This is a genomic window from Wukongibacter baidiensis (assembly GCF_050888315.1).
Classification (GTDB): domain Bacteria; phylum Bacillota; class Clostridia; order Peptostreptococcales; family Caminicellaceae; genus Wukongibacter; species Wukongibacter baidiensis.
The window spans coordinates 5,423,750-5,449,178 of record NZ_CP138202.1; the positions used below are offsets into that span (position 1 = coordinate 5,423,750).

A 25,429-nucleotide genomic window follows, 5' to 3' on the forward strand; every position below is an offset into this window, starting at 1 on the left:
GTTTTACATGAGAAGAAAAATTTCAACTATTACTCTAATAACTTTGATAGTTTTAATGTTAACGACTATGAGTTTCGCTGGTACGTGGTTTAAACTAAACTTCTCTGAAGAGAGAATAGGGACAGGATGGGGAGCTAATAGCACTTCTTATACTACTGAGGCAGTTGTTACCAGCGGAAACCCTTCTATTAATTTTAGAGTTTATGGAGGGTCTTACGGTGATATAATAAAAGTTGAAATGCAAAAAAAGGATTATGTTGCAGGACAAGGCTGGGTTTTCAAAACAGTATCGACTTATTCAGATAAAATACATTCCAGTAATTCATATGTATCTTTCTGGGATAGTTCAGTGCGTTTTTCAAATGATGAGTGTAGATTTATAATAACACCAGACTCATCATCAGTGAATGTTGAGGGATATGTTCATTATTTTAAAAACTAACAAAAGATATAATTATTTCCTGCATTAAGACTGAAAGGCCTAAGAAGCCAGAGGATTATAAGTAAAGTAGTTTAAATACATACAAATTACTTTGATAATTATTAATTTTTTTATCAATCCTAGAAAACAGAAAAATAGAAGACATAACAGCTTTACCTTTGTTATGTCTTCTATTTTTATTTCTTTTCAAAAAACTTGGAGAGAAATTCTTTAAGAGTTTCTCTTAATTTTTTCCATTGTGATGTATAAGATTTATAGTATTTAAATTATATGGAAAATCTTAAAGTCACAACTTAAAACGAATAACCGCAAGCCTTTCAACAGGTTGCCTTTCATTAGCTGGAGTAGAAGTCAATAGAGCTACTTCGCCTTGAGGAACCTTTGTTGCAATTAAACTTTCGTTAGAGGATTTTTGAACAGTATGTTCATTTCCCGCGCTAGTAGCAACTGACTGAGCTCTAAGTTCTGTAGTGTTAACTGATTCAATAGTATATAAAGGACTATCTAAAGAAATAGCTGTATCAGCTGTGGCAACTGGCGCAACAATAGTTTCGTTAAGATTAAGATCAAGCATTGAGACACCTCCCTTCCTTAATCTACTAGATATATATGTGTTAAGGCTCAGTTGTGTTACAAGCACTTGATTTACTAGAAAGTGCTTTAGAAATAAACTCAAGGATAATATCTGAATCTGTTTTATACGGTATAGAGAAGTGAAACGATTTAAATTGAGTTGTAAAATGGGAAAGTCAACTTTTAGTACTTTCCTATTTTTAGACTTGAGTTAAATTATAAGATTGAAAATCAAGAAGGAATTGCAGGGGAAATATAGTATGTAAAGAATATGTAGAATCTTGAAAAAGAAAAGACCTTTTTAATGAACTGACAAACTCTAGGGGGATTATGATGAAAAATGAAGATAAACTTGATAAGCTTAAAGAAATAGCGAAAGATGAGATTTTAGAATTAAATAAACTCAATATGAGATTGAATAAAGAAAGAGATAGGCGTGGAGAGCGGGACGAATTCCAACGTGACTATACAAGAATAGTTTATTCTTCATCATTTAGGAGACTACAAGGAAAGATGCAGTTACTAGGAGTACAAACTGAAAAGTTTTTTCGTAATCGCCTTACACATAGTTTAGAAGTATCTCAAATAGCTAGAGCAATTGCTGAAAATCTCGGATATAAAAATACCTATGTAGTTGAAACGGTGGCTTTAGCCCATGATATGGGTAATCCACCATTTGGACATTATGGTGAAAAAATTTTAGATAAATTATGTAAAGGCGTTGGTGGATTTGAAGGAAATGCTCAAACATTACGAGTGCTAATGAGAATTGAGAAGAAGAATCCCGAAAGCCGAGGATTAAACCTTACACTAAGAACTTTGCTAGGTGTTACAAAGTATTATAAAACAAGGAGTATTGACTCCAATAAATTTATTTATGATGAGGATTTTCAAGAACTGAAAAAGAACATAGACAAGTATGATATAAAAGTACGTACCCTTGATGTTCAAATTATGGACTTAGCAGATGAAATAGCATATGGGGCTCATGATCTTGAAGATGGTTTAAGCCTTAGATTATTTACAATTGATGAATTGATTTATGAATATAGGACAAAAGTAAAAAACGATGATGATGTAGGATATAAAAAATTTATTGAACTAGTAAAAAAGGCTAGGGATGTAGCAGGTCAAGCTAGTAATTTAAAATCATCTGAGGAATATGCCTTTTTATTGAGAAAAGAATTGTTGGGGAATATTGTAAACACGCTAATAAATGATATAGAGTTCTGCAAAGTTGAAGAAGAAAAAAGGAAAAAGACGGGTACCTTACGTGATGAAGAACTAGATTTTCAAACATTTGGTAGTATGGCAAAAACTTTAAAGGAAATTACATTTAACTGTATCAATCGTAGTGATATGATTCAAATCTATGAAAAACGGGGAGAAACAATTATTAGATCACTATTTGAATTATATATGGATGATAATTTTAATAAGAGAAATGGCTTGCTTCCTCCTGAATATAGAACTGAATTAGAAAAAGAAAAACCAAGGCTTGTAGCTGACTATATCGGTGGAATGATGGAGTCATATGCGATAGCAACATATAGAAAGTATTTTGGAGAACAAGCATTGGACAAAATATATCAAGCATACAATGAGTTAAATTATAGACCTTAAAATATATTATATAGGAGTAAAAGAATATGATTAAGATTATCGCATTTCTAGGACCTAGTGGTTCTGGGAAATCAACACTGCAAAACTTACTGGGATATAAACCAATTATCACCTGGACATCAAGGCAGCCACGTCTAGGTGAGACTAATGGTATACACTATAATTTTGCTACTAGAGATCAAATCTTAAATATGCATAAAGAAGGTTTATTGCTTGAGTATACCGAGTATAATGGAAATCTATATGGTACAGGTTTAGACTCTATAAAGAAGTTAATAGATTCAAATGATTATGGTTCAATAGTAGTTGATGCTAATGGCGCAGAAAAATTGAAAAACAAGTTTCCTGACTCGGTTTTAATTATAGGAGTGATTGCACCATATGAAGAATGTAAAGAGAATCTTATCAAAAGAAAAGATAAAAATACTAAAGAGAGATTGAGTACATATTCAGATGAGATTACTTCTGTAATGAATTTAAGTGATATTATAATAAACAATTCTAAATCAAATTGGGAGAAGTCATGTAATATATTAAAAGTATTTAAAACAGGAATGCAAAAACATAAGAAAGAAAAATAATGTAAAGTTTAAGATAAGGACAGAGATAAATTGAGATTGTACCTTGTCTGCACCACCTGAAGATTGCCCATGTGGTATAAGGTATATAGATTTGTGGAAAAAGGAGTTACAGAACTATGGAAAAGAAGAAATTAGATAATTTATCATTAACATATGATTTTAAATACCGAGATAGTGCTGAGATTGTAAATGATATTTATAAAAATGTAGAGGATTTAATTTATGAGACATGGGGCCTTAACGTTCCATCAAAATATAAAATCTTTGTGGTAGATTCTTATACATACTTTGTATTTGCTGCTGCCCCATGGTATTTGAAAATAGCTTTTGGATTAGTATTTCCTCTATGGTATTTTAGCGCAAGAAAAGTGTGGAAATTTGCTGGGGGAATAACCCTTCTAAAAGTAAAATACTCACCGATAGTTATTAAACCAATGGAATTACTGACTAAAGCTGATACAAGCATTGGAGATAAGATATTTATAAGAGATAAGGATTTGAGAAAGAAGTTACAGCATATTATCTGTCATGAAATAGTACATGTATTTTCTTCGAAGCTTAAACTACCGATGTGGCTAAATGAAGGAATTGCTATGGTAACAGTTGATAAATTATTAGGAGAGCAGACAGTTCGTAACGATACAACTCAAATGTTTTCTGATAATCAATATAAAAAGTTAACCTATAAAAAACTGTCAAAGGCTGATAAAAATACAATTGCCTATAATTATGTCTATGGTTATTGGGCTGTTATGTATCTAGAAAAAGAGCATCCAGGATTTTTGAAGGAATTATTTAAGAAAGGTAAGGTAGACTTCGAAAAAGAAATAGCAAAAAAGTTAGGAATAGATAAAAAGAAGCTTTGGAATGAATTTAGAGATCTTATGCTAAATTATTTTATTGACAAAACATATGAATAGGCTAGCTAATTAAAGCTGACGATTCTGATTATAAATCGGAACCATCCCAAAGGTATATAAAAGGTTTGCTTATTTATTTCATAAGAAGATATGATAATTGGAGTGGTAATTGATGATTAGAATTAAAAAACTAAGTATATTGTTACTATGTATGGTTTTATTAACATCATGTTCAATCCCAAAGGATTTTCAAATGGCTGAGAAAGTGGAAGAATCAAATAACGAAATATCGAGGAAAGCTGAAGCGGGCCCACAGCATGATAAAGAAATTCAAGTAGATGAAAGTCTTAAACAATGGTATGGTGAATGGGTAGGTGCTAACTCAAGCTATCATAGAAGATCTCAACTGAGTATAAAACCTATATCAGACAACCTTATCGAATTTAATTTAAATGCTTACAATGGTTGTCGTACTGGAGGTTATGATGATACTACAAAAATCGTAAATGGGAAAGCTATTCATAAAACAGAAGATGGTGTAGAATTTATATTTAGCTTAGATAAAGAAGGTAGAATTCAGCTTCAAAGTAATAACTATACCTACTACTGTGGTGCAGGTGTTTCATTCGATTCAGTTTATGTAAAGGAGCTTAATATTCAACCTCCTACTGCTATTGAGGCAGGCTTAGTAGATACAGATGAGCAAGAAAAAATATTTAAAGATCTGACAGGCGACATGTACGACACTTTTATAGATTATGCTCAATTTTATTTTGATGAGGAAAGTAACTATAAGAACTATAGAATTAGAACATTTGGTTTGCTAAGCTGGAGCGATATAGCAGTTGTTATGCTGGACAATAAAAGGAATCATATCATAGCAGCTATAGATTCTGGTGAGGGTGTTCACTACTATACCAATGATAAGGATTGGCACAAAAAGCCGCCAAAATTTATAGAAGAATGGTTAGGTGGTAGACATATTGTCAATATTGAGACGGAAGAGTTGTCTAAGTAAAAATTAATGAGGGAAGATTATTGAGTATATTAGTGTTAATAGCTATTTTACTTATGGTATCATTTGGTACATGGTTTAAGTTTTGCCAGAATTCTAGTCACATAGAAAGAATAACAATTATCTTAGCAGGTATAGAGTACAATATTGTTATTAGGTCATGAACACATCATGGTAAATTGGAACTGGTCTGCACCCCTAAAAGTATACAAAATAGGGACGCTAATATATACTTTTAATAAGGGGGTTGTGCTCATGAAAAGAAAGTATTCTGATGAATTTAAACTATCTGTAATCAAAGATTATTATAATAGTACTCTTGGTGTTAGGGCAATCGCATCAAAGTATAATCTTCCAAGCAAGAACTATGTAAACAAATGGGAAGATCAACTAAAGAAAAAAGGTCTGCTACCTCCTGATTCAACTAAACCTAACAAGAGTGTAGCTAGGTCCAAGGAATCAGTCCTAAGAGAAGATACAAGAACCCCTAGAGAGAAGCAATACGAAGAAGAAATTCAAGCTCTAAAAGCTAAGGTTGCATATTATGAAGGTTTGGATCATATGAAACCCTTTATTAAAAAAAACTCAAAATCAGAGAAATAAAATATAAAGTAATTATGTTATTAGAGCTTGATTACCCTATATGTCTACTGTGTGAAATTGCAGGTGTGAGTAGGTCATCTTATTACAGATATAAAAATAAACCATTAAATAGGAGTACCAAGATTGACAAGTTAATTATAGATATATACAATAAATCAAATAAAAGAGCTGGGTACAGGTCCATAAAAGCAATACTTAAAAATCAGTATGGTCTTACCGTCAATCATAAAAAAGTACAAAGAATAATGAGAGAGAACAATATTCACTCAATAGTAAGAAGAAAATTTAGAAAACCAAAGGATAAAAGCATAATTAAAGAAAACGTCTTAAACAGGGACTTTAGTTCACCCCAACCAGGTAAAAAGTTTGTTACAGACATTACTTATATTCCTACGAGAAGAAAGATGATCTATCTATGCACGGTAATAGATCTGTTTAATAATGAACCTGTAGCATGGAATATAAGCGATTCTCAAGATAAGAATCTTAGCATAGATACAATTAAGTTATTATCTAAAAAGTTCGATCTTAAAGGAAGTATTATTCATAGTGACCAAGGTGTTCATTATACTAGTAATGCTTATGTTGACTTACTAAAAGAACTTGAAGTTATCCAAAGTATGTCAAGAAAGGGTAACTGCTGGGATAATGCCAAAGCTGAAAGCTTTTTCAGCCATTATAAATGTGAGACTATTCATATCATGAATAAAAAAATTAAAGACTTACATGATGTAAAACAAATAACTGAAGAATACATGAATTATTACATAAATGCTAGACCTCAAAAAAATCTTGGGGGACTACCCCCAAGTATCTATAAAAAGAAACATCTATGTTCATAAAAAATCTTATAAATTTACCGTACCCAAAGTGTGTACTAAAATGGGGTCACTCCAAACCGTCCCCTATGTATACAATTAAGTTATTATCTAAAAAATTTGATCTTAAAGGAAGCATTATTCATAGTGACCAAGGTGTTCATTATACTAGCAATGCTTATGTTGACTTACTAAAAGAATTTGAAGTAATACAAAGTATGTCAAGGAAGGGTAACTGCTGGGATAATGCTAAAGTTGAAAGCTTTTTCAGACATTACAAATGTGAGACTATTCATATCATGAATAAAAAATTAAAGACTTACATGTGTAAAACAAGTAGCTGAAGAATACATGGATCATTACATAAATGCTAGACCTCAAAAAAATCTTGTGGGATTACACCAAAGTATCTATAAAAAGAAGCATCTTTGCTCATAAAAAAACTTATAAATTTACCGTACCCAAAGCATGCACTAAAATGGGGGCACTCCAAATTCGTCCCTATATACATGCAAATGATTTTCTTGGAAACCTTCTGTATTTTAAATAGGCATAAAGAAAAAGATAACTTATGGGAGTTATCTTTTTCTTTAAATAAAATACATATTTATCTTACCCACTACATTAGGTAAGCTGTAAGGGCTATTAAAACTTCCTTACCATTTTATTATATCATATTTATAGTAATAGTCTACCTCAATTTACAATTTTATAAAAAAATTCAATTTTGTACATAAGTATGTACAAAAATTTTGAATAATATATTATAATAATACTAACATCTTATTACAATATGTAATTAAATTTTGGAGGAGTTGAAATTATGAAAATCCTGTTTTTAATTGGTGGCTTACTTATCGTATTTATTGCAATTTTCACAGTTTTCAATATTAACTTAAATATTGATACTAAGCATTTTAAATTCAAATCAGAAGTAACTAAAAGTGATGAAGATTAAAAAATTGATTCTGTTAGTAATAACAGAATCAATTTTTGTTATATAATGCAAATGATTTGCTAAAGATTAGATGTAGATGGATTCAAAGCTTTGACATGTCTATGGCTTTATCTAAAAGATCGAATAACCATTCTTTCTTTTTATCAGTTAATTCTTCGCCATTGGCAATTATGCCCTTTTTTATTAGAAGCTGAATAATATCATTGCCTATCTTCTCTTTCTTTGATTTCTTTGCATATACCATAGATGCATCCAATAAAAACTCAGCTGAAACTTGGAATAAATCAGAAACCTTTTTCAGTGTTTCTAAATTTGGCTCTAATTTTCCATTCTCATACTTAGATATATTAGCCTTGGTTAGATTTAATATATTACCAAGTTCTTCTTGTGTTAAACCTTTTCTTTCTCTAAGTTCGCGTAATTTCTTTCCAAAATTCATTATTTCCTCCATACGACTAAGGTATATTTACTATTTACATTTAGAACTATCTTCATTGTATAATATCTGAAATGGAAACAAAAGTTTAGTATCTATAATGGAATATTAATCTAGAAATAGAACTTGACAATTTCTTTAACGGAAACTAAAATATGAGTATAGAATATAGAAAATTTTGGAGGTGATGACTATTTTAAAAGAGAGATTAAGTAAAATAAGAAAGGAGCAAAGAGTTTCTATAGAAACTATAATACAAGCTTTAGGACTAAAGACAAAAGCAGCTTACTATAAAAAAGAAAACGGTACAACTAGATTTACGTTAGTAGAGGCAAAAATTTTATCTAGATTATTTAATAAGTCTATTGAAGAAATTTTTTTTGATGATTAAGTTTCTGAAATGGAAACCAAAAATGTTTTTATAGTATGTATAGTTTCATTAGAGACCTAAAACTATGCATATAACCTTAAAGTTACATCATTAAATCATTAGAAAACAACAAAACCAAGGGAGGCAAAAAAATGCTATTAGGAATACCACTAAAAGACAGAATAATTGGACTAGTAGCTTGGACAATAATCCTATTAATCATGCTTGCATACAAAAAACTTAAAAAATACAAAAAGAAAAAATCTAACAAATAGCCAAACCACACAAAATCTAGTCCCAAAATCCGTTAAGAAAAAATTCATAAAATATAATACAGGAAATCAAAGATTTACGAAGAAATATTTCGCTACTAGGGAATAGACTTTATACAAGAAAAGAGGCGATACACTATGGAAGGATTAAAGCTCGGCCAAGTAGAAGTTGGCTGGACCTTTATATTTCAAATAATAAACACAATACTAATAATAGTAATAGCCTGTGCAATAGGATATGTTATATTCAAAATACCTTCACTATTCAGACTACCAAAAATGATCAAAAAACGTAATGAAAAAATAGACATGCTAGAGCAGAAAATAGATGAATTAGAAAAGAAAATAGGTGAAAAATAGTGCTATATCTCAGACATCGGCCCTTTAAGAAGTCAAATTTCTTAAGGGGTTATTTTATTGTAAAAAATAACTAAAAAAGATACAGAAAGGACACAAAGAGTACACACCGATTAGATATAATAACTTGTGTTAAAAAAGAAGGGGGTATTAATATGAAGAAATTAATCGTTGTAATGTTATGTATTTCGTTATTTACGGGCTTAACTGCCTGTGGTAAGACTGAGGTATCTGAGGTGAATGAAGGTGAGCCACAGATAGATGCAGCTGATACAAATGAAGGGTTTGATGAGAATCCTGTTGCTGGAAAGAAGATAGAGGAATTTTCTGCTGAGGATTTAGATGGGAATGTTGTTAGTAATAAGGTTTTTGAGGAGAATGACTTAACAGTTTTGAATATTTGGGGAACCTTTTGTGGACCATGTGTCGAAGAGATCCCCGAGCTTGAAAAGATACAGAATCATTTTAAGGACAAAAAAGTTAAAGTGATTGGACTTGTTACTGATAAAGAAAAAGAAGAAGCCAGCAATATAATGAAGGAGCTTGAAGCTAAGTACACTAACATTATTCCTGATAAGGTATTGGAGGACGATATAGTTAGCTCATTTGATTATGTACCTGCGACTATATTCGTTAATTCAAAGGGAAAAGTACTTAAGACTTTTGTAGCTGGTGGAAGTGAATTTGAAGATTTTAAGGGGCTTATTGAAGATATATTAGCTGGTAAGAAAGAATAATGGTTATAGGTGATATTATGGAAGGAAAAATCTCTAGGATAGGTCTTTTGGTATTGGGATGTCTATTTATAGTGATAGGTATATCCAGGGGAGAGGTAGGTAAGCTTTTTACAAAGGCAATAAATATTTGTTTGGAGTGTATTGGGATTGGTTAGGGTACATAGAAAGATAGTTCAAGTAGTCAGTGCATTGATTACTAATGCAAATATAAAGGGATTTTTTGAGGGAAAGATATATAGGGGTTATTCTAAAAAGGTATGTGTGCCTGGGTTGAATTGTTATTCTTGCCCAGGTGCTGTTGGTTCTTGTCCAATAGGGTCGCTTCAGGCTGTAATAGGGAGTGCTAAGTATAAGATATCGTATTATGTATTTGGTCTATTGATACTGTTTGGTGTTACCATGGGAAGGTTTGTTTGTGGGTTCTTATGTCCCTTTGGGTTGGTGCAGGAGCTGCTGTATAAGATACGGTCTAAAAAGTTTAGTCTTCATAAGTGGAGTAAGTATGTGAAGTATGGTGTGTTGGTTGTGTTTGTTATACTGCTTCCTATGTTGTGGGTTAATAAGGTAGGTATGGGTAATCCGGCTTTTTGTAAGTATATTTGTCCAGCGGGTATTTTAGAGGGTGGAATACCGTTGGTGCTGACTAATAAGGCCCTTGAAGATAGTGTTGGGGTTTTGTATGCTTGGAAGATGGGGATTCTTGTGGTTACTGTTATGGCTTCGGTGATGATATTTAGGCCGTTTTGTAAGGTGTTTTGTCCTTTAGGGGCTATATATGGGTTGTTTAATCCTATTAGTTTTTATAGGTATGAGGTAGATAGGGATAAGTGTACGAGTTGTGGGAAGTGTTCTAGGGTTTGTAAGATGGGTGTTGAGGTTTATAAGAAGCCTAATAGTGCGGAGTGTATTAGGGGTGGGGAGTGTAAGGGGGCTTGTCCTGCTGAGGCTATTGATGGGGGATTTAAAGGCTTTTAGAGGTTCGATATGGGTTAGAGTTTGGAAAATATGACAAGGGGACAGGCCCACAGACACGCTGGGAAGAGCGCATGTCAGATGGGTCCGTCCCCGTGTCACATTTTTGGCTGCGATCGGGAGGTTTACGTTCATGTTTGTGGTATAGTTTTGATTTTAGAGAAACTTGTTACCACCCAGTATTAGCAATATGTGTTATAATATGTAATGGGAATTTTGACTAATTGGGAGGGTAACGGTATGAAGAAGAATGTAGCTTATATCATTATAGGAGTGTTAATTGTAGGGGTTTTAATAAGTAATTTTAGATTGTACTCTTTGATAGCTGATATGAATCGTGATATGAGAGATATGGAATATATAGTTAGGAATATAGATGGTAATATGAATAATATAGAGTCAAAGGTTTATAATTCGGTTAATAGGTTGATTGAAGAGAAGAGATGGTTATATGATGTTGAGACTAGAGTGAAGGATATAAGTGAAGATTTGAAGGATGCTACAGTGGCCTTGAGTTGGAGTGTTCGGGAGCTTGATAAGGATGCTGGGATGTATTTGCTTTATGGGGTTGAGAATGAGAAAAGTAGAGAGGTAACTGAGTGGAAGGAGATTAGTGTTCAGGACTCTGGTGATCTGAGCTATCGGGTAGAGTTGAATCTGCCATTTGTGAATAATTATCGGTTTAAGGTGTTAGCGAAGGGGAAGGATAAGACTATTAGTCAGGAGCTTGATGAGATCGATTTTTTAGATACAATAGGTGAGAGGTTGGATATAGATCCTCAATTCAATAGTAAGAGTGCTATTGGGAATCACGTAAATTTAGGGTTTTCCGTATATGTGAGGAATAGATATGATTTTAATTATTGGAAGGGTTCTGTTGAAAGCTTCGATGTGAATATATTAAAGATAAAGAATATCAAAGTAAGGGTTTATAGTAATGAGAGGTTGAAAAAGGAGATTGAGATATACAAGGACGGTAAGGTAATTGATGAAAACGCTAGCTATAGTGATCCCTATAAGGGAGATAGAGATATAAAGCGTGAGGAAATAGACTATGATGTAAATATTGAGTTTGATAGTGTAGAGGATAGTTATGAGATGGTTGAGGTTATTGTGGAGGATTATTTAGGTAGGACTTATGTTGAGAAGAGTCATAGGATGTAGAGATTAGGAGGTTAACTTTACTTCTTAGTTTGAAAAATATGACAGGGGGACAGGCCCACAGACACGCTGAGGAGAGCGCATGTCGGATGGGTCCGTCCCCCGGTCACATTTTCACTTGAGTGGTGAGGTTAGACTTCTTATTAAGGATTTTGGTGATTATGTTTTTAGATAGTTGCTACCTAATCTAGTGTATTTTTTATGTTGGAGATATTGCATTTCTTTGTTTCTCCTGTGGTCATGAATTTGATAGTTACTTCATTTGATGATATTTCGTTTTCTCCTATGATTATTACGTAGGAGATGTTGTTTTTGTTGGCGGTGGTTAGGATCTTGTTTAGTTTTCTTTTGCTCATGTTGATTTCTACTCTTAGGCCGTCTTTTCTTAGGGTGTTGGCTATTTTTAGGCATTCTTTTTCTGTGCCTAGGGGGATTAGTAGTAGGTCTATCATTGAGGTTTTCTGGGATTCGGTTTTCATTTTTAGTGCTGTGTAGATTACGTCTAGACCGAAGGATATACCTACTGCTGGGTATTCGGTTCCATTGTTTAGAAAACCTCCTATGATCTTATCGTATCTTCCGCCGCCTCCTATGCTGGAGCTTATGCTACCGTCAGTTAGGAATATTTCGTAGATGGTTCCTGTGTATATTCCTAGGCCACGAGCTAGGAAGGGATTAAATTTTACCTTGTCTAGGAGCTCTAGACTGTTTAGGTAGTCGTTGAGCTCTGTAAGTTCTTCAATGCCTTCCTTTACTAGGGGGCTGTCGAAGTTGTTTTGGAAGAACTCTAGGATGTTGTCTTTTTTTGTGTTTAATATGTCGTAGAATTTATCGATGATTGGGTCATCGATTTTCTTTTCTTGGAGTTCTTTTTTAACGCCATCCCAGCCTATTTTTTCTACTTTGTCTAGGGTTAGTACTACACTGCCTAGGTCAGCTTCATCGACTCCTATGGAGGAGAGTACTCCAAATAGGAGTTTTCTGTTGTTATATGATATATAGACATCTAGGTCAAGCCTTTCAAAGGCTTGGAAGGCCATGGACATTAGCTCGGCTTCTGCCAGCATGGATTTTATACCTACTACATCGACGTCGCATTGTATAAACTCCCTTGATCTTCCTGTTTTTACTGGACCATCTCTAAAGACCTTTCCTATTTCATATCTCTTGAAGGGCATGGGGAGATTGGGGTTCATGCCTATGACTTTGGCGAAGGGTACTGTTAGGTCGTACCTTAACCCCAGTTCACGGTTTCCTTGGTCTTTGAGGGTATAGACCTCCTTTAGTATTTCTGCGCCACCAGCGTATTTTGAGGCTAATAGGTCGTATAGGCAGATTGTTGGTGTTTCTAGGGGCATGTAGCTAAATTGTTGGAAGGTTTCTTCTAGGGTGTTTCTTATTTTGTTTCTGAGTTGTTGTTCCTCGGGTAAAAAGTCTTTTGTTCCTTTTAGATTTCTTAGTTTCATGATTATACCTCCTAAATTTTTTTTGATTATATAGGTTTATAAATGGGTTCTATATAGCTAGTTTTTTGGCTTGAGTTTGGAAAATATGACACGGGGACGGGCCCACGGACACCCTTAAAAGAGTGCGTGTCAGATGGGTCCGTCCCCATGTCACATTTTCACTCTTAGTAGCAAGGTATATCTTTTTATTGCTGCCACATCGAGGACCTTTGTCTTGGTCAGGTCTTTCTATGAGAAATAGTCAGAATGAAAACTCAAAGACATTGAATCCCTTTGTTTTGGATAGATTTCTCATCGAGAAATGACCTAAATAAAAAAGCCATATAGGCTTTTACACCTATATGGCTTAAGATTAAATTCAATCACCATTAGATGCGAGCCCTTTAATTGAAACACAATTAGAGCTCGCATCTATGGTTATATGTCCATAGTTACAAACTCTGCTCTAATGATGATGATGAAGTTGTGAGAATTGCTTTATTATGTTTAGGTTATTGTTGCTCATGATTCATCACCTTTGCTTAAGGTATTTTTGAAATATTTTCATTAATGCTATCACATATTGAATATTATATCAAGTGGGTTTTCAAAAAATCATTTCTAAGCCTTGGAGAAGTGGGTGTCTCCTAAGAGTACAGCCACGGGGTGTTTCAGAATGAGTGGAGTTCAAGGTTTTGAAATTTCAACGGTTTGGCTAGTACTGATGTACGTGCCAAGTCGGTGAACATTTCAAATAACGCAGAAATTCGCCATTATGAGACACCCCCCATCTACTTGTAGTATATGATTGGTTTAGAGGGACTGTGAACAGCCCAGTTCATAAAGTTTTACAACTATATGTAAAAAAATAGGGTAATAGAACTATTTTATTATGCATAAATTATTTTTATTATATTAAATAGAGGATTTTATTCATTTAGGACGAAGAATAATATATAGACAATCATCTATAGTGAAGTTCCAATGAGGCGGATTGTGTGTTATTATTATAAGAGTAGTTAATACAGGTTATGAATTTAACTATGTGTCTATTGTAAATAGAACTAGATTACTATACCTATATGTTCTTTTCTTAGTTTTATGTTAATTGGGTGTGAAGATATGATACGGGGACAGACCTCCGGACACCCTAGAAAGATCGCGTGGCGGATGAGTCAGTCCGTATGTCACATTTTCGTCTGCAAATGTAATACATATGTTTAAAATGCTTATATACAGCTCTTAAGACACACTTGGAAGAGTGTGTGTCTGATAGATAAGTTTCTATGTAATGTTTTCTTTTGGCAGTAATCTATTGTTTTTCAGATGTACTCTGTTCTTTCTAGAATTCTATATTATTTTTATAAATTGATTAATAAATATTATGTTTTTCCATAAACAATGAAATCTAGGTGAAATTTTTTTAGACACTTCTGTTTTTCGTATATGGACAATAGGGGGTGTCTTAGATTTTTTTAAGAGTACTATAATAATTTATTATTGTCGATAAAATTCGACAATCTTTATGTGTGAAAAAGTATATAATAAATCTAAATATAACTGATGGTTAGGTGGTTCTCATGATTCTTTATGAAAATTTATTTAGCAATGATTTCTTTGATTTGCTAGAGCGTGATAGTGAAGTATTTATAAAAGTTAATATGGCTGGATTTGATATGAGAAGCTTTAACGGGATTTTAGAAGAGAATCCTCGTGTGATGCTGACGAATTTTATGGGATTAAAAAAGGCCCTGGATACGGCAAGCAATCAAGAGGTGAAAATCGGTGCATTTAGACCCCTAATTGAAGTTATTTTGGCTAAGGATGAAATGACTTGTAAGGTTAGGGTAAATCATCCTACCAATTATGTAGTTGAGAACAAAAAGGATATTATGACCGATGTTCTTATCGAACTAAATAAGAATGGTATCAAAGAGGGAATTATCTCCGAGGCCGTTAACGGCGATATTCCATCATATCAGGAATTCTTGGTGGCTCAGGGGACATTGCCGATCAATGGTGATGATGCTCAGGTGAAATATTATGAGCTTTCTGATCGTAAGCCTCAGATTAGACAGGATGGAACGACGAACTATTACGATCTTAACTTAATAGATGTTGTTTACAAAGGTGACTGGCTGGGTGAAAAGATACCGGCTACAGAAGGTAAAGATGGAATCACTGTTACGGGGAAAAGGCTGCCTCCTAAAAAAGGGAAGGACAAGCTTCTAAGGTATGATACGAAAACTATTACCCAGCAGATTAAGGATAGAAAATTTGTTTTAGAGGCCTTAGTAGATGGTGCTGTTGCCTTTAAGAAGGGGAAGATATGCGTAGAAAACCATCTTATCCTAGAGGGCGATGTCGATTATTCCAGCGGGAATATCGAGTTTGATGGATTTGTTACTGTTAAGGGAACTGTAAAGGATGGATTTTCAATAATGGCTAAACATGATATTTCTATAAATAGTCCAATGGGTATTGGTGCTACAGGTAAAATCCAATCCACCAATGGAAGTATTTTTATTAAGGGTGGAGTTAACGGAAAGCTTGTAACTGAAATCGAAGCCAAAAGAGATGTCTACGTTAAATATTGTAATGAGACTACCATTACTGCCGGTGGAAAGATAGATATCGGTTATTATTCCATAGATTGCGATTTGAGGGCAGAAAAAATATTGATGGATAAGATAACGGGAAGATTAATTGGCGGAAACGTATATGCTGGAAGCCAAATTATTACCGGAACTATTGGGAATAAATTTGAAAAGAGAACAAATGTAAATGTTGATGGATTTGATAGGGTAGCTATTAAGAAGGAATATGAAGAAGTGTTAAAACAGTATAAGACATTAGTGGTTCATGCCGAGAAGTTAAAGGCTGATTTAGAGATATTTGACCTAAACTTTTCTATCAATGAGGACGAAAAATTAATAGAGGATTATAATAAGCAGCTCAAAAAGTACGATAAGCTAATTGAAGCTGTGGCTCAGCTCGATGAAAGAAGGCTATTACTTCAAGGAATACTTAAGTCTAGGGGTGAGGGCCAGGTTTCTATATCGGCCGGTGCATACCCAAAGACCTATATAGAGCTTAAGAGGGTAACGAGAAGAATAAATTCCCTGGTTAAAGGAACCTTTTATATAAACGGCAGAGAGTTGTTTTTTGATGAGGAATAATGAACTAGGATAAATGCTACTGAAACATTTAGGGGGAAAACTGATGAACAACAATGGTGACAAGACAAAAAAGCTTTATAGGCATGAGGCGTTGCTCTATGCAATTGACTTCTTTTCTCAAGGTTTCAATAGGAAGCAAACTGCCAAATATGCCTTTGATTTTGTAAATGAAATATTAACTCTTAATGCAAGTGCTATATTTTTAAGGGAAGATGACAAGTATGTTTTACATAGATCTAGGAAGTATAATCTAGAATCCTATAAAATAGATGTTTCAAAAAAGCTTGATGATATTGGAAGGTTTCATGGAAATATAATAAAGTCCAACTTCCCACAGTTCCTAGCTCCTAAAGAGATAGAGGTTTTTAACCCTAAACTTATAATTCCACTTATTGTTCAAGATAGAACCTTAGGCTTTATTATTTCGAATGGAAAGGCTATGGGAGAGTTTAATAGTGGTGACTTTAATATTGCTACTACTCTTATGAGACTTATAAATAGCTCCTTTGAAAATACTCTTTTTGCTAAAGAAGTGAAGGAAAAGAATAAGGAATTGGATCTACAGATTTTCAATCTTTTCTTTATAAATCAGACTACGAAAAACCTGCTGTCGGAATTGGATATTGAAGAGGTATATACATTATGTACCGACATTATAGGTGAAGTGGCTTGTAGTAAGATAACTACCTTCGGTCTATACGACGAGATAAGTGAAAACATTGTTATAAGAAGCTATAGAGACATTTTTAGCTTTTCAAAATACTATACGGAGTTTGAATTATTAAAAGATGAGTATGATAGCAATAATATAATCCTACACTATGAGAGGGATAGAGAAACGATTAAAGGTATCTTCAAAAACTGGGAAGAGTTTGAGAAGCTAGATACAGAATATATTATATTAATAGTAAGGGACAAGGTACTTGGCTTTATAACTATCAGTAAGCCCGTGAATGATAGAGAATATAATAGTATGATGTTTGACTTAATAGAAAGTTTATCGTCGATCATATATATAGCTATTAATAATGCAAAGCTATTTAAGCGTATAGGAGAGCAAAAGCGTAATATTGAAAAGAAATTTAATATTGTTCAGAGACTAGGTAAAATTATAAAGAGTATAAACTCAAGCTCCAGTGTTGAAGAGATTTCTAACAGGGTTATGAGAACTCTGAATATTGGATTTAATATTCAAAAAGGTTTTATGGTTTTTAAACAAAATGGAAAATATGAAATAATAAATAGAGTTGGATTTGATACTGAAATCAAGGCAATAGATAAAACCGACGTATGGAATGAAATAGATGATAAGGGGATTATTTATGAGTTTTCCTCAGCAAACAATGAAGAATATTTTGGTGAAGAGTTATGTAGGGATATAGGAGATAGCAATTGTATAGTTATTTCACCCATAATGATAGATAATATGAGCTTTGATAGGGAAGAGAATATTTTAGGATACATAGTGGTATCAAAAACTAAGAAAAGCCTTGAGCCAGAGGAGATAGTTTTAATAGATACAATAAGTGGTAGTATAGCTCCTGTAATTAAGCAGCTCAATTATACTGAGGAGATAAAGAAAGAGTACATTATCAATCAGCAGGAGATGTTCCTAAAGGAATTAAAGGAAAAGCTGTACAATAAAGAGAATTATTACATAGATTTTAAGGTGTATTATAAGAAAATAGTTAAAAAGCCCTTTGAAGACATAGATCTTTCAGCCTACGCAATATTTAAACATTATTTCTTTGATAATTATCTTTTTGTTTTAAGTGAGTATGAGCTATGTGAAGAGGACTTTGATGGTGATTTCGAACTTAATACCTTTGACGAGGTTTATGAAATCTTTAATAAAATTTAATAAAAAGGTCGATATTTGATCCTAGGACTAATACTTGGTCTTAGGATTTTTCTATATCTTCAATTAAGATAAAAATAAACAAAAGTATTTTTTTGATAATTAAAGCAGGAAATTTTAAACAAACATAGAATTAAGACAAGTGGAAATTGTTGAAAAAAATCGAATGAGGGAGGAATTCATAATGAGAGGAAAAGGACTTTTCAGTAAGGCACTGGCGTTGGTAATGATATTTACATTATTAGTTTGCCCTATTATTGCAAGTGCAGAAGGTCAAGACTTCCATATCGTTAAAGAAGGCGATGTACTATGGAAGATAGCAGAAAGCTTTGGCGTAGAATGGCAAGAGCTTGCAGAATTCAATGGTATAAAAAATCCAAGCTTAATCTATCCAGGACAAAAGCTGTTAAAGCCAGTTAAAGAGGTGGCAGCTAAAGAAGAAAGTGTACCAATGGTAAAGATAGAGAAACCGGCGGTAAAGGAAGAGGTTAAGGAAGAAGTAAAAGAAGAAACACCTGTGGTAGAAGCAGAAAAGCCAGAGGTTAAAAGCAATATTACGAAAATAGACATATTAACTACTAACGATTTCCACGGAAAGCTTGAAGGCGGATATGAAGCCGGAGCTGCTAAATTAGCTGCTTATATGAACCACTATAAGGCGATGAATCCAGAGGGTACTCTTATCTTAGATGCTGGGGATTCATTCCAAGGTACTCCGATGTCAAACCTACTTAGAGGAAAGCCTGTAGTTGAAATGATGAACATGATAGGATACGATGCTACTACTATCGGTAATCATGAGTTTGACTGGGGAATAGAAACTGCATATGAATCTTTTGAAAATGCAGAGTACAAGGTTTTAGTTTCAAATATATACAAGGATGGAAAATTAGTTGATTGGGCTAATCCATATGCTATATTTGAAAGAAAAGGTTTAAAGATTGGTGTAATCGGATTCTCAACTCCTGATACAGCAACTACTGCTCACCTTGACTTCGTTGGCGACTATACTTTTGAAGATCCAGTTAAGATAGCTAACGAATTAATTCCTAAGGTTAAAGAAGAAGGTGCAGATATAGTTGTTCTTTTAGGACATATACCTGCTAGACAAGATAAAGAAACTAAGGAAATCACTGGAGAATTAGCTGATTTAGCTAATGGAGTTACTGGTGCTGCAGCTGCTATAGGTGGTCACAGTCATCAAGTAGTAACTGGTGTTGTTAATGAAATACCTGTTGTTATGGGTTACAAGCATGGTAGAATGATTGGTCATATCACGTTAGACTATGATACTGATGCTAAGAAGGTTGTTGCTAATAACGTAGAGGTTATAGAAGTTAGAAAAGGTACATTAGAAGTAGAGCCTGTAGCTGAGGTTCAAGCTATGGTTGATAAGTACAATGAAGACCTAAAGCCAATCTTTGGTGAAATTTTAGGTAAGGCAACTGCAGACATCATGAGAAACTATGATAAAACGTCTGCAATGGGTAACTGGTTTACAGATGTAATGAAGGAAAAGGCTGAGGTGCAAATCGCATTCACTAATGCTGGTGGTATGAGAGAAGATATCAAAGCTGGAGATATTACAGTTGGAAATATCTTTGAAGTAATGCCATTTGATAACACTATAGTTACTGGTGAAATGACTGGTACTCAAATAAAAGCATTATTAGAGCAAAGTGTTACTCTAAAGAAGGGTATGCTTCAAATCTCTGGATTAAGCTTTACATATGATTCTTCAAAGCCAGAGTATGAAAGAGTTGTAGATATAACTTTAGCAGATGGTACTGCTATCGATATGGAAGCTACATATACAGTTGCTACAAATGACTTCTTATCAGGAGGGCAAGACGAATACGTTACTCTTAAAGAGGTTAAGTGGACAAACAACTATGAGTTATTAAGAGATGCATTAAAGGAAGATATCAAGACTAAGGGAGAATTAGCTCCTATAAATGAAGAAAGAGCTAAGGACATTAGTGCTGAAGTTAGCTTTAATGTATTTGAATTTAAGCCAGCGGCATAAGCTATAAATTTAATTCATTCTGAAACATCCAAGAGCTGTACTCATAAGATTTTTTATGAGACAGCTCTTTTTATGCCATTTTTAGGGAAAACTGATTAAAATGAGTGTAGTCGATGTTCTTTAGTTCTAATTTGCATTTATAATGGTGAACGTATTCTTAATATTTTATTAATAAAGTGTGAATAGACAGGAATTCGAAAATTTATGAAGTATAATTACTTGTATAGCTCCAAACAGAAAACCCTATAATATGAAAAAGTGTTTTAGTTGTATTCGATTATAACCCATAGGAGATTATAAATTATTTTGGTGTGGATAAATATAGTTTTGCCTATGTGTTTTAACAAAGTCCACCTTAAAATCTTTATAAAAGACTTTGTTTTAAGAAAGGAAGATATAAAAATGGCTAAAGAAATAATGGAATGGATAAAGACTATAGCAGTATCAATAATAATAGCATTACTTATTACAACCTTTATAGCGAGACCAACCTTGGTAAAACAGCCATCAATGTATCCTACGTTACATGAAAATGATTATTTGATGCTTGATAAGCTTTCATATAGGTTCAAGAAGCCAGAAAAAGGGGATATTGTAGTATTTAAAACGTTTTTAAAGACAGCAGATGGAACCGACAAGGACTTAATCAAGAGGGTAATTGCAGTAGAAGGAGACACAATAGTTGTTAAGGATGGAAAGGCCTACGTTAATGGTGAGGAATTAAAGGAAGACTATATAAATGGCGATTATGATCGTGGAGACGTTGAGATGGTAATTCCTGAAGGCATGGTTTTCGTAATGGGAGATAACAGACAAATCAGCTATGATAGTAGAGATTTAGGCCCAATTGAAGTCAATTCCATAAAGGGTAAGGTATTTATAAGACTATTTCCATTTAGCAGGATAGGAATGGTTGATTAAGGTTATTTCTCATATATAGTAACTTAATGAAGCCAGTAGAATATATTAATACTAGTTCGATATACGTTAAAAATAAAAGGAGTAATGTATATGGAGAAGCTTTCAAGAAATGATTTATGCTGGTGCGGAAGTGGTAAGAAGTATAAAAAGTGTCATTTGGAAACCGATAATCTTCTAAGAAAGTACAAAGAAGAAGGATATAGAATCCCATCGAGGAGCTTAATAAAATCTGATGAACAGATAGAGGGAATAAGAAAAAGTGGGGATTTAAATAGAATGATTCTAGATTCCTTAGAGGAGTATATATTCGAAGGAATTACTACAAACCAAATAGATGAATTTGTTCACGGACTTACTGTAACAAATGGAGGAACTCCAGCTACTATAGGATATAATGGATTTCCTAAAAGTTCATGTACTTCTATAAATGATGTTATTTGTCATGGTATTCCCGATGAAACCGTATTAAAGGAAGGTGATATTGTCAATGTAGATATCACAACGATTTTAGACGGTTACTATGCAGATTCCAGCAGGATGTACACGATAGGCAAGATATCAGATAAAGCCGAAAGACTAGTAAAGATTGCTAAGGAATGTTTAGAGATAGGAATAAAGGCTGTAAGGCCCTATGAAAGTCTAAATAATCAAGGAATAGCAATAGAAAAACACGTTGATAAGATGGGATACTCTGTTGTGAGGGATTTGGGAGGCCATGGGGTTGGACTCAGCATACATGAGGAACCTCATATTCATCATTATGATACCGATGAAAACAATATTATCGTAGTTCCAGGAATGGTATTTACTATAGAACCAATGATCAATGAGGGACTATTTTTCTGCAGACTAATGGAAGACGAATGGACTATAAAGACTATAGATGGCAGTTTATCAGCCCAGTGGGAGCATACAATTGCAGTCACTGAGACCGGGGCAAGGATATTAACTTGATATATAGACGTGATAAATTGAATAATAAACGAAGCTTTAAGGCTCTTTTATATGGATCAACATGGTTCGTATAAAAGAGCTTTTTATTAACCTAGATTATCCATAAAAACTCAGAGCTAATTGCACCTTTTCAGACTTTTTATAAATAATCTGGGCTTAATCTTATAAATCGAAATATTTTGAAAAATATTTTAATAATATAGAATTTAATGTTAATATAAGATATCGGTATCAATAAGTTGTAAGGGGGTATTTAGGTGAGGGATTTAATTAGCATAAGAAATTTAAGCAAGAATGAAATAACTGGATTGTTGGACTTTGCAGATGATCTAAAAAAGAAACATCAAAAGGGTATAGACTATAAGCCTTTACTTGGTAAAACGGTTATCACATCCTTTCCTCCAACGAGCCTGAGGACGAGAATATCCTTTGAGGCAGGAATATTTCAGCTTGGAGCCCAAGCTATAAATATGCCTATAGATTTTGAAGCGAAGGAACCTTTGGAGGATAAGGTTGGATATTTAAATTGTTGGATTGACTATCTGGTTATACGTTATGGCCGCCAGGATATAATAGAAAGAATTGCGGAGCTTTCGGAGTTTTCCGTGGTAAATGCAATGTCAAGAAGTAGCCATCCTTGTGAAATACTAAGTGACCTACAAACTATACGTGGGATGAGGGGAAATTTATCGGATTTGAAATTTGTATTTGTAGGTGAAGGAGCAAATATATCGAACTCATGGTTTAATGCAGCTGCGAAACTTGACTTAAATCTAATACAGGTATGTCCCCCTGGATATGAAGTAGATGAAGAAATATATCAATATGCAAAAAATAATTCTGCTGGAGAGATAAAAATAACCCATGAGATAGACGAAGTATTAAAGGGTGCAGATATAATACTATGTGATGGATGGCCTGTAAATAAAGAAGATGGAGAGAAATTTGAAAAATTCCTACCATATCAGATTACCATGGATAAGATAAAATTGGCTAATAAAGACTGTATATTAAATCCTTGTCCGCCATTTACAAGGGGTCATGAGGTTGTGGATGAGGTTATAAAATCAAAGCACTTTATAGGCTATAAGGCTAAAGAGAGTCTACTACATATGCAAAAAGCTATACTTAGCAGCCTGTCAAAATAATTACAAATTTTTACACACTTTTTACACATTTATCACAAGATTATTCCTAAATAGAGATCTATAATAAAGATGAAAAGAGGGGTAAAAAAAATAAACTAAGGAGTGTGATTAATGTGTTAAAAAAGTCAAAGCTAATGAAGGGTATTTTGGTTACAACTTTGGTGGTATCATTATTGGTTCCAACCTTTGCCTTTGCAAATGAAGAAGGAGAACCTGCTTCTGAGAGAAACGGAATATTTAAGGAAATGAAAGAGAAATACAGCGATGTAGACCATGGGAGATTGCTTGCTATTGTTGAAATGTATGCTGAAGGTGATCTAGCAGATTGGGAAGCAATGTTTGAAGAAAGAGCAGAATTAAAGGAAGAGTTAAAGGTATTACGTGAAGAAATTAAGGAAATGGTTGGAGATAAAAAAGGAGATAAGAAAGAAGAAATAGCTGCCTACAGAGAGGAGCTAATGGCTAAAGTTGAAGCTGAAGAAATGACTAAGGAAGAAGCAAAGGAAGAACTTAAAAGCTACATAGAAGAGTTAAAGGGCGATTTCCAAGAGAAGAAAGAAGAATGGAAGGCTGAGAAGCAAGAAAAGAAGGAATTATGGGAAGCTAAAAGAGAAGAAATGAAAGAGCTTAGAAAATCTTTAGTAGACGCAGCTAAGGAAGATGATGCTGATACGGCTAACGAGATTTTAGATGAGATGTTTGAAATGTATGAAAATCATACTGAATGGGTTAAGGAGAAAATAGCATTTCTAGAAGAAAGACTTGCTGAAAATCAATAATAAATAAATGATAGGGGCACAGCTTACGCTGTGCCTTAGTTGTGCCATAATTGTTGACAAAAAACGCATTTTCGAATATAATCCATAGGATATTATAAAGAGACATTTGCTCTGAAAGGATATATAGATTATGAAGCTGTCAATTGATGTAGAGAACAGAAAAATTGAATTTGATGTTGAATACAGGAAAAGAAAGACCATGTCAATTCAAATAAAAAGAGAGGGCATGGTTTTAGTAATTGCGCCAAAGGGGTTATCCAAAGAGACCATAAAGGAAGTAGTTAAGTCAAAAGGTAAGTGGATATGTAAAAAGCTTGATGAATTTAAGGAGATAGGCTATAAGCCTGAAAACCGAAGTTTTGTGGATGGAGAGCTTTTTATGTACCTTGGGGAGAAATATCCACTTAAAATAGAACTTCATGATGGTGGTATTAAAAGGCCTGATGTAATGTTTTTCCAGGATGCAATATATATTAGAACTTCCAAGGACGATGCTGAACTATTAAAAAAGGCCATGGAGAAATGGTATAGAGAAAGGTGCCTTGCTACGATTACTGAAAGGGTGGAGTACTATAAGCATCTGGTAGGGAAAGAACCTAATAAGATTAGAGTTAAGGAACAAAAGAAGAGATGGGGAAGCTGTACGTCTAGGGGTGACCTTTTATTCAATTGGAGATGTATTATGGCTCCGCTAGACATTATTGATTATATTGTAGTTCATGAAATGTGTCATCTTATTCATATGAATCACTCTAAAGAATACTGGAAAACAGTGGAGGCTGTAATTCCCGATTACAAGGAAAGAAGAGAATGGTTAAAGAAATATGGAGTTTTTTTAGATATATAGGATACATTGATAAAGCTACATTTTATATAGGATTTTGACTATGTCAAAAATAGGAAAAGCCATTATTGAGAATTTTGTGAATATTTCACTGGATTTATGGTATAATATAAATAAGAAGAGATACTTCTTCTTGTAACAGATTCTAATTCACTTTTGTAAAATGATTTAATTAGGATTTGTGTAGTTGAAACAGTAACATTAGAGTTTGGAAGTGTATTTAATTGTAGTGTTGTAGTTAACAGCTTTTAGAATTATGACAGAAGTTTTAAGGTAGTATTGAATAAGAAGCAAGAAGCAAGAAGCAAGAAGCAAGAAGCAAGAAGCAAGAAGCAAGAAGCAAGAAGCAAGAAGCAAGAAGCAAGAAGCAAGAAGCAAGAAGCAAGAAGCAAATAACCAATAACCATTAGGCATTAGAAACATTAAAGATGTGATTAAGAAACAGTGATAAGTGTACAATATGATATTAGAAACGTGGAAATTGAAGTAATGTAACA

General features: G+C 33.5%; 26 protein-coding genes. 23 read left to right on the forward strand and 3 right to left on the reverse strand.

Annotated features, from left to right (window positions below):
* Positions 1-7: 7 nt before the first annotated feature.
* Complete coding sequence (locus R9X47_RS24490) at positions 8-442, forward strand: hypothetical protein (protein WP_432663719.1); 435 nt, start codon at positions 8-10, stop codon at positions 440-442.
* A 286-nt stretch (positions 443-728) separates the two neighbouring features.
* On the opposite strand, the gene R9X47_RS24495 is transcribed toward R9X47_RS24490, so the two are convergent.
* The gene (locus tag R9X47_RS24495; protein WP_432663720.1) at positions 729-1,016 is read right to left on the reverse strand and encodes a hypothetical protein; all 288 of its coding nucleotides are present in this window, start codon (positions 1,014-1,016) and stop codon (positions 729-731) included.
* Positions 1,017-1,345: 329 nt separating this feature from the next.
* Between R9X47_RS24495 and R9X47_RS24500 the strand changes: the two genes are divergently transcribed.
* The 7 genes from R9X47_RS24500 (at position 1,346) to R9X47_RS24530 (ending at position 7,473) form a co-directional block, all read left to right on the forward strand.
* On the forward strand, positions 1,346-2,638 hold the full coding sequence (locus R9X47_RS24500; protein WP_432663721.1) for a deoxyguanosinetriphosphate triphosphohydrolase family protein: 1,293 nt from the start codon (positions 1,346-1,348) through the stop codon (positions 2,636-2,638).
* Between the two features lie 26 nt (positions 2,639-2,664).
* Positions 2,665-3,219 (forward strand): guanylate kinase, encoded by a 555-nt coding sequence (locus R9X47_RS24505; protein WP_432663722.1) that lies wholly within the window; start codon positions 2,665-2,667, stop codon positions 3,217-3,219.
* Between the two features lie 116 nt (positions 3,220-3,335).
* A complete protein-coding gene (locus R9X47_RS24510) occupies positions 3,336-4,139 on the forward strand; it encodes a hypothetical protein (protein ID WP_432663723.1) in 804 nt (267 codons plus the stop codon).
* A 112-nt stretch (positions 4,140-4,251) separates the two neighbouring features.
* Positions 4,252-5,097, forward strand: a complete 846-nt coding sequence (locus R9X47_RS24515; RefSeq protein ID WP_432663724.1) for a hypothetical protein — start codon at positions 4,252-4,254, stop codon at positions 5,095-5,097.
* 252 nt (positions 5,098-5,349) lie between these two features.
* The gene (locus R9X47_RS24520; protein WP_432663725.1) at positions 5,350-5,697 is read left to right on the forward strand and encodes a transposase; all 348 of its coding nucleotides are present in this window, start codon (positions 5,350-5,352) and stop codon (positions 5,695-5,697) included.
* A 14-nt stretch (positions 5,698-5,711) separates the two neighbouring features.
* Positions 5,712-6,539 (forward strand): IS3 family transposase, encoded by an 828-nt coding sequence (locus R9X47_RS24525; RefSeq protein WP_432663726.1) that lies wholly within the window; start codon positions 5,712-5,714, stop codon positions 6,537-6,539.
* Positions 6,540-7,338: 799 nt separating this feature from the next.
* Positions 7,339-7,473 (forward strand): hypothetical protein, encoded by a 135-nt coding sequence (locus R9X47_RS24530; protein ID WP_432663727.1) that lies wholly within the window; start codon positions 7,339-7,341, stop codon positions 7,471-7,473.
* An 82-nt stretch (positions 7,474-7,555) separates the two neighbouring features.
* Here the strand turns inward: R9X47_RS24530 and R9X47_RS24535 are convergent, their stop codons facing one another.
* Positions 7,556-7,912 (reverse strand): helix-turn-helix domain-containing protein, encoded by a 357-nt coding sequence (locus R9X47_RS24535; RefSeq protein ID WP_432663729.1) that lies wholly within the window; start codon positions 7,910-7,912, stop codon positions 7,556-7,558.
* 184 nt (positions 7,913-8,096) lie between these two features.
* On the opposite strand from R9X47_RS24535, the gene R9X47_RS24540 reads away from it, so the two are divergent.
* From R9X47_RS24540 to R9X47_RS24570, 7 genes are all read left to right on the forward strand, one after another.
* A complete protein-coding gene (locus R9X47_RS24540) occupies positions 8,097-8,300 on the forward strand; it encodes a helix-turn-helix transcriptional regulator (protein ID WP_432663730.1) in 204 nt (67 codons plus the stop codon).
* Between the two features lie 131 nt (positions 8,301-8,431).
* A complete protein-coding gene (locus R9X47_RS24545) occupies positions 8,432-8,554 on the forward strand; it encodes a hypothetical protein (RefSeq protein WP_432663731.1) in 123 nt (40 codons plus the stop codon).
* 135 nt (positions 8,555-8,689) lie between these two features.
* Positions 8,690-8,911, forward strand: a complete 222-nt coding sequence (locus R9X47_RS24550; protein ID WP_432663732.1) for a hypothetical protein — start codon at positions 8,690-8,692, stop codon at positions 8,909-8,911.
* A 152-nt stretch (positions 8,912-9,063) separates the two neighbouring features.
* Entirely contained in the window at positions 9,064-9,645 is a 582-nt protein-coding gene (locus R9X47_RS24555) for a TlpA family protein disulfide reductase (protein WP_432663733.1), read from the forward strand.
* Between the two features lie 17 nt (positions 9,646-9,662).
* The gene (locus R9X47_RS24560; protein ID WP_432663735.1) at positions 9,663-9,800 is read left to right on the forward strand and encodes a CD1871A family CXXC motif-containing protein; all 138 of its coding nucleotides are present in this window, start codon (positions 9,663-9,665) and stop codon (positions 9,798-9,800) included.
* Positions 9,793-10,620 carry a 4Fe-4S binding protein gene (locus R9X47_RS24565; RefSeq protein WP_432663736.1) on the forward strand — a complete coding sequence of 276 codons (828 nt, stop codon included), beginning with the start codon at positions 9,793-9,795 and terminating at the stop codon, positions 10,618-10,620. Before R9X47_RS24560 ends, R9X47_RS24565 begins: the two co-directional genes overlap by 8 nt.
* Before the next feature lie 237 nt (positions 10,621-10,857).
* Entirely contained in the window at positions 10,858-11,781 is a 924-nt protein-coding gene (locus R9X47_RS24570) for a hypothetical protein (RefSeq protein ID WP_432663738.1), read from the forward strand.
* A 179-nt stretch (positions 11,782-11,960) separates the two neighbouring features.
* Here the strand turns inward: R9X47_RS24570 and R9X47_RS24575 are convergent, their stop codons facing one another.
* Entirely contained in the window at positions 11,961-13,244 is a 1,284-nt protein-coding gene (locus tag R9X47_RS24575; protein WP_432663739.1) for a histidine--tRNA ligase, read from the reverse strand.
* Between the two features lie 1,559 nt (positions 13,245-14,803).
* Here R9X47_RS24575 and R9X47_RS24580 point away from each other — a divergent pair.
* The 8 genes from R9X47_RS24580 to R9X47_RS24615 all read left to right on the forward strand — a co-directional run bounded on the left by R9X47_RS24580 (position 14,804) and on the right by R9X47_RS24615 (position 24,935).
* Positions 14,804-16,402, forward strand: a complete 1,599-nt coding sequence (locus R9X47_RS24580; protein WP_432663740.1) for a DUF342 domain-containing protein — start codon at positions 14,804-14,806, stop codon at positions 16,400-16,402.
* A gap of 43 nt (positions 16,403-16,445) precedes the next feature.
* The gene (locus R9X47_RS24585; protein ID WP_432663741.1) at positions 16,446-18,263 is read left to right on the forward strand and encodes a hypothetical protein; all 1,818 of its coding nucleotides are present in this window, start codon (positions 16,446-16,448) and stop codon (positions 18,261-18,263) included.
* Positions 18,264-18,444: 181 nt separating this feature from the next.
* Positions 18,445-20,286 (forward strand): 5'-nucleotidase C-terminal domain-containing protein, encoded by a 1,842-nt coding sequence (locus R9X47_RS24590; RefSeq protein ID WP_432663742.1) that lies wholly within the window; start codon positions 18,445-18,447, stop codon positions 20,284-20,286.
* A 402-nt stretch (positions 20,287-20,688) separates the two neighbouring features.
* Entirely contained in the window at positions 20,689-21,207 is a 519-nt protein-coding gene (gene lepB, locus R9X47_RS24595; protein WP_432663744.1) for a signal peptidase I, read from the forward strand.
* 90 nt (positions 21,208-21,297) lie between these two features.
* Complete coding sequence (map, locus tag R9X47_RS24600) at positions 21,298-22,161, forward strand: type I methionyl aminopeptidase (protein ID WP_432663746.1); 864 nt, start codon at positions 21,298-21,300, stop codon at positions 22,159-22,161.
* 257 nt (positions 22,162-22,418) lie between these two features.
* Positions 22,419-23,309 (forward strand): ornithine carbamoyltransferase, encoded by an 891-nt coding sequence (locus tag R9X47_RS24605; RefSeq protein WP_432663747.1) that lies wholly within the window; start codon positions 22,419-22,421, stop codon positions 23,307-23,309.
* Between the two features lie 113 nt (positions 23,310-23,422).
* Positions 23,423-24,088, forward strand: a complete 666-nt coding sequence (locus R9X47_RS24610) for a hypothetical protein (RefSeq protein ID WP_432663749.1) — start codon at positions 23,423-23,425, stop codon at positions 24,086-24,088.
* Positions 24,089-24,218: 130 nt separating this feature from the next.
* Positions 24,219-24,935, forward strand: a complete 717-nt coding sequence (locus R9X47_RS24615; RefSeq protein WP_432663750.1) for a M48 family metallopeptidase — start codon at positions 24,219-24,221, stop codon at positions 24,933-24,935.
* Positions 24,936-25,429 lie beyond the last annotated feature (494 nt).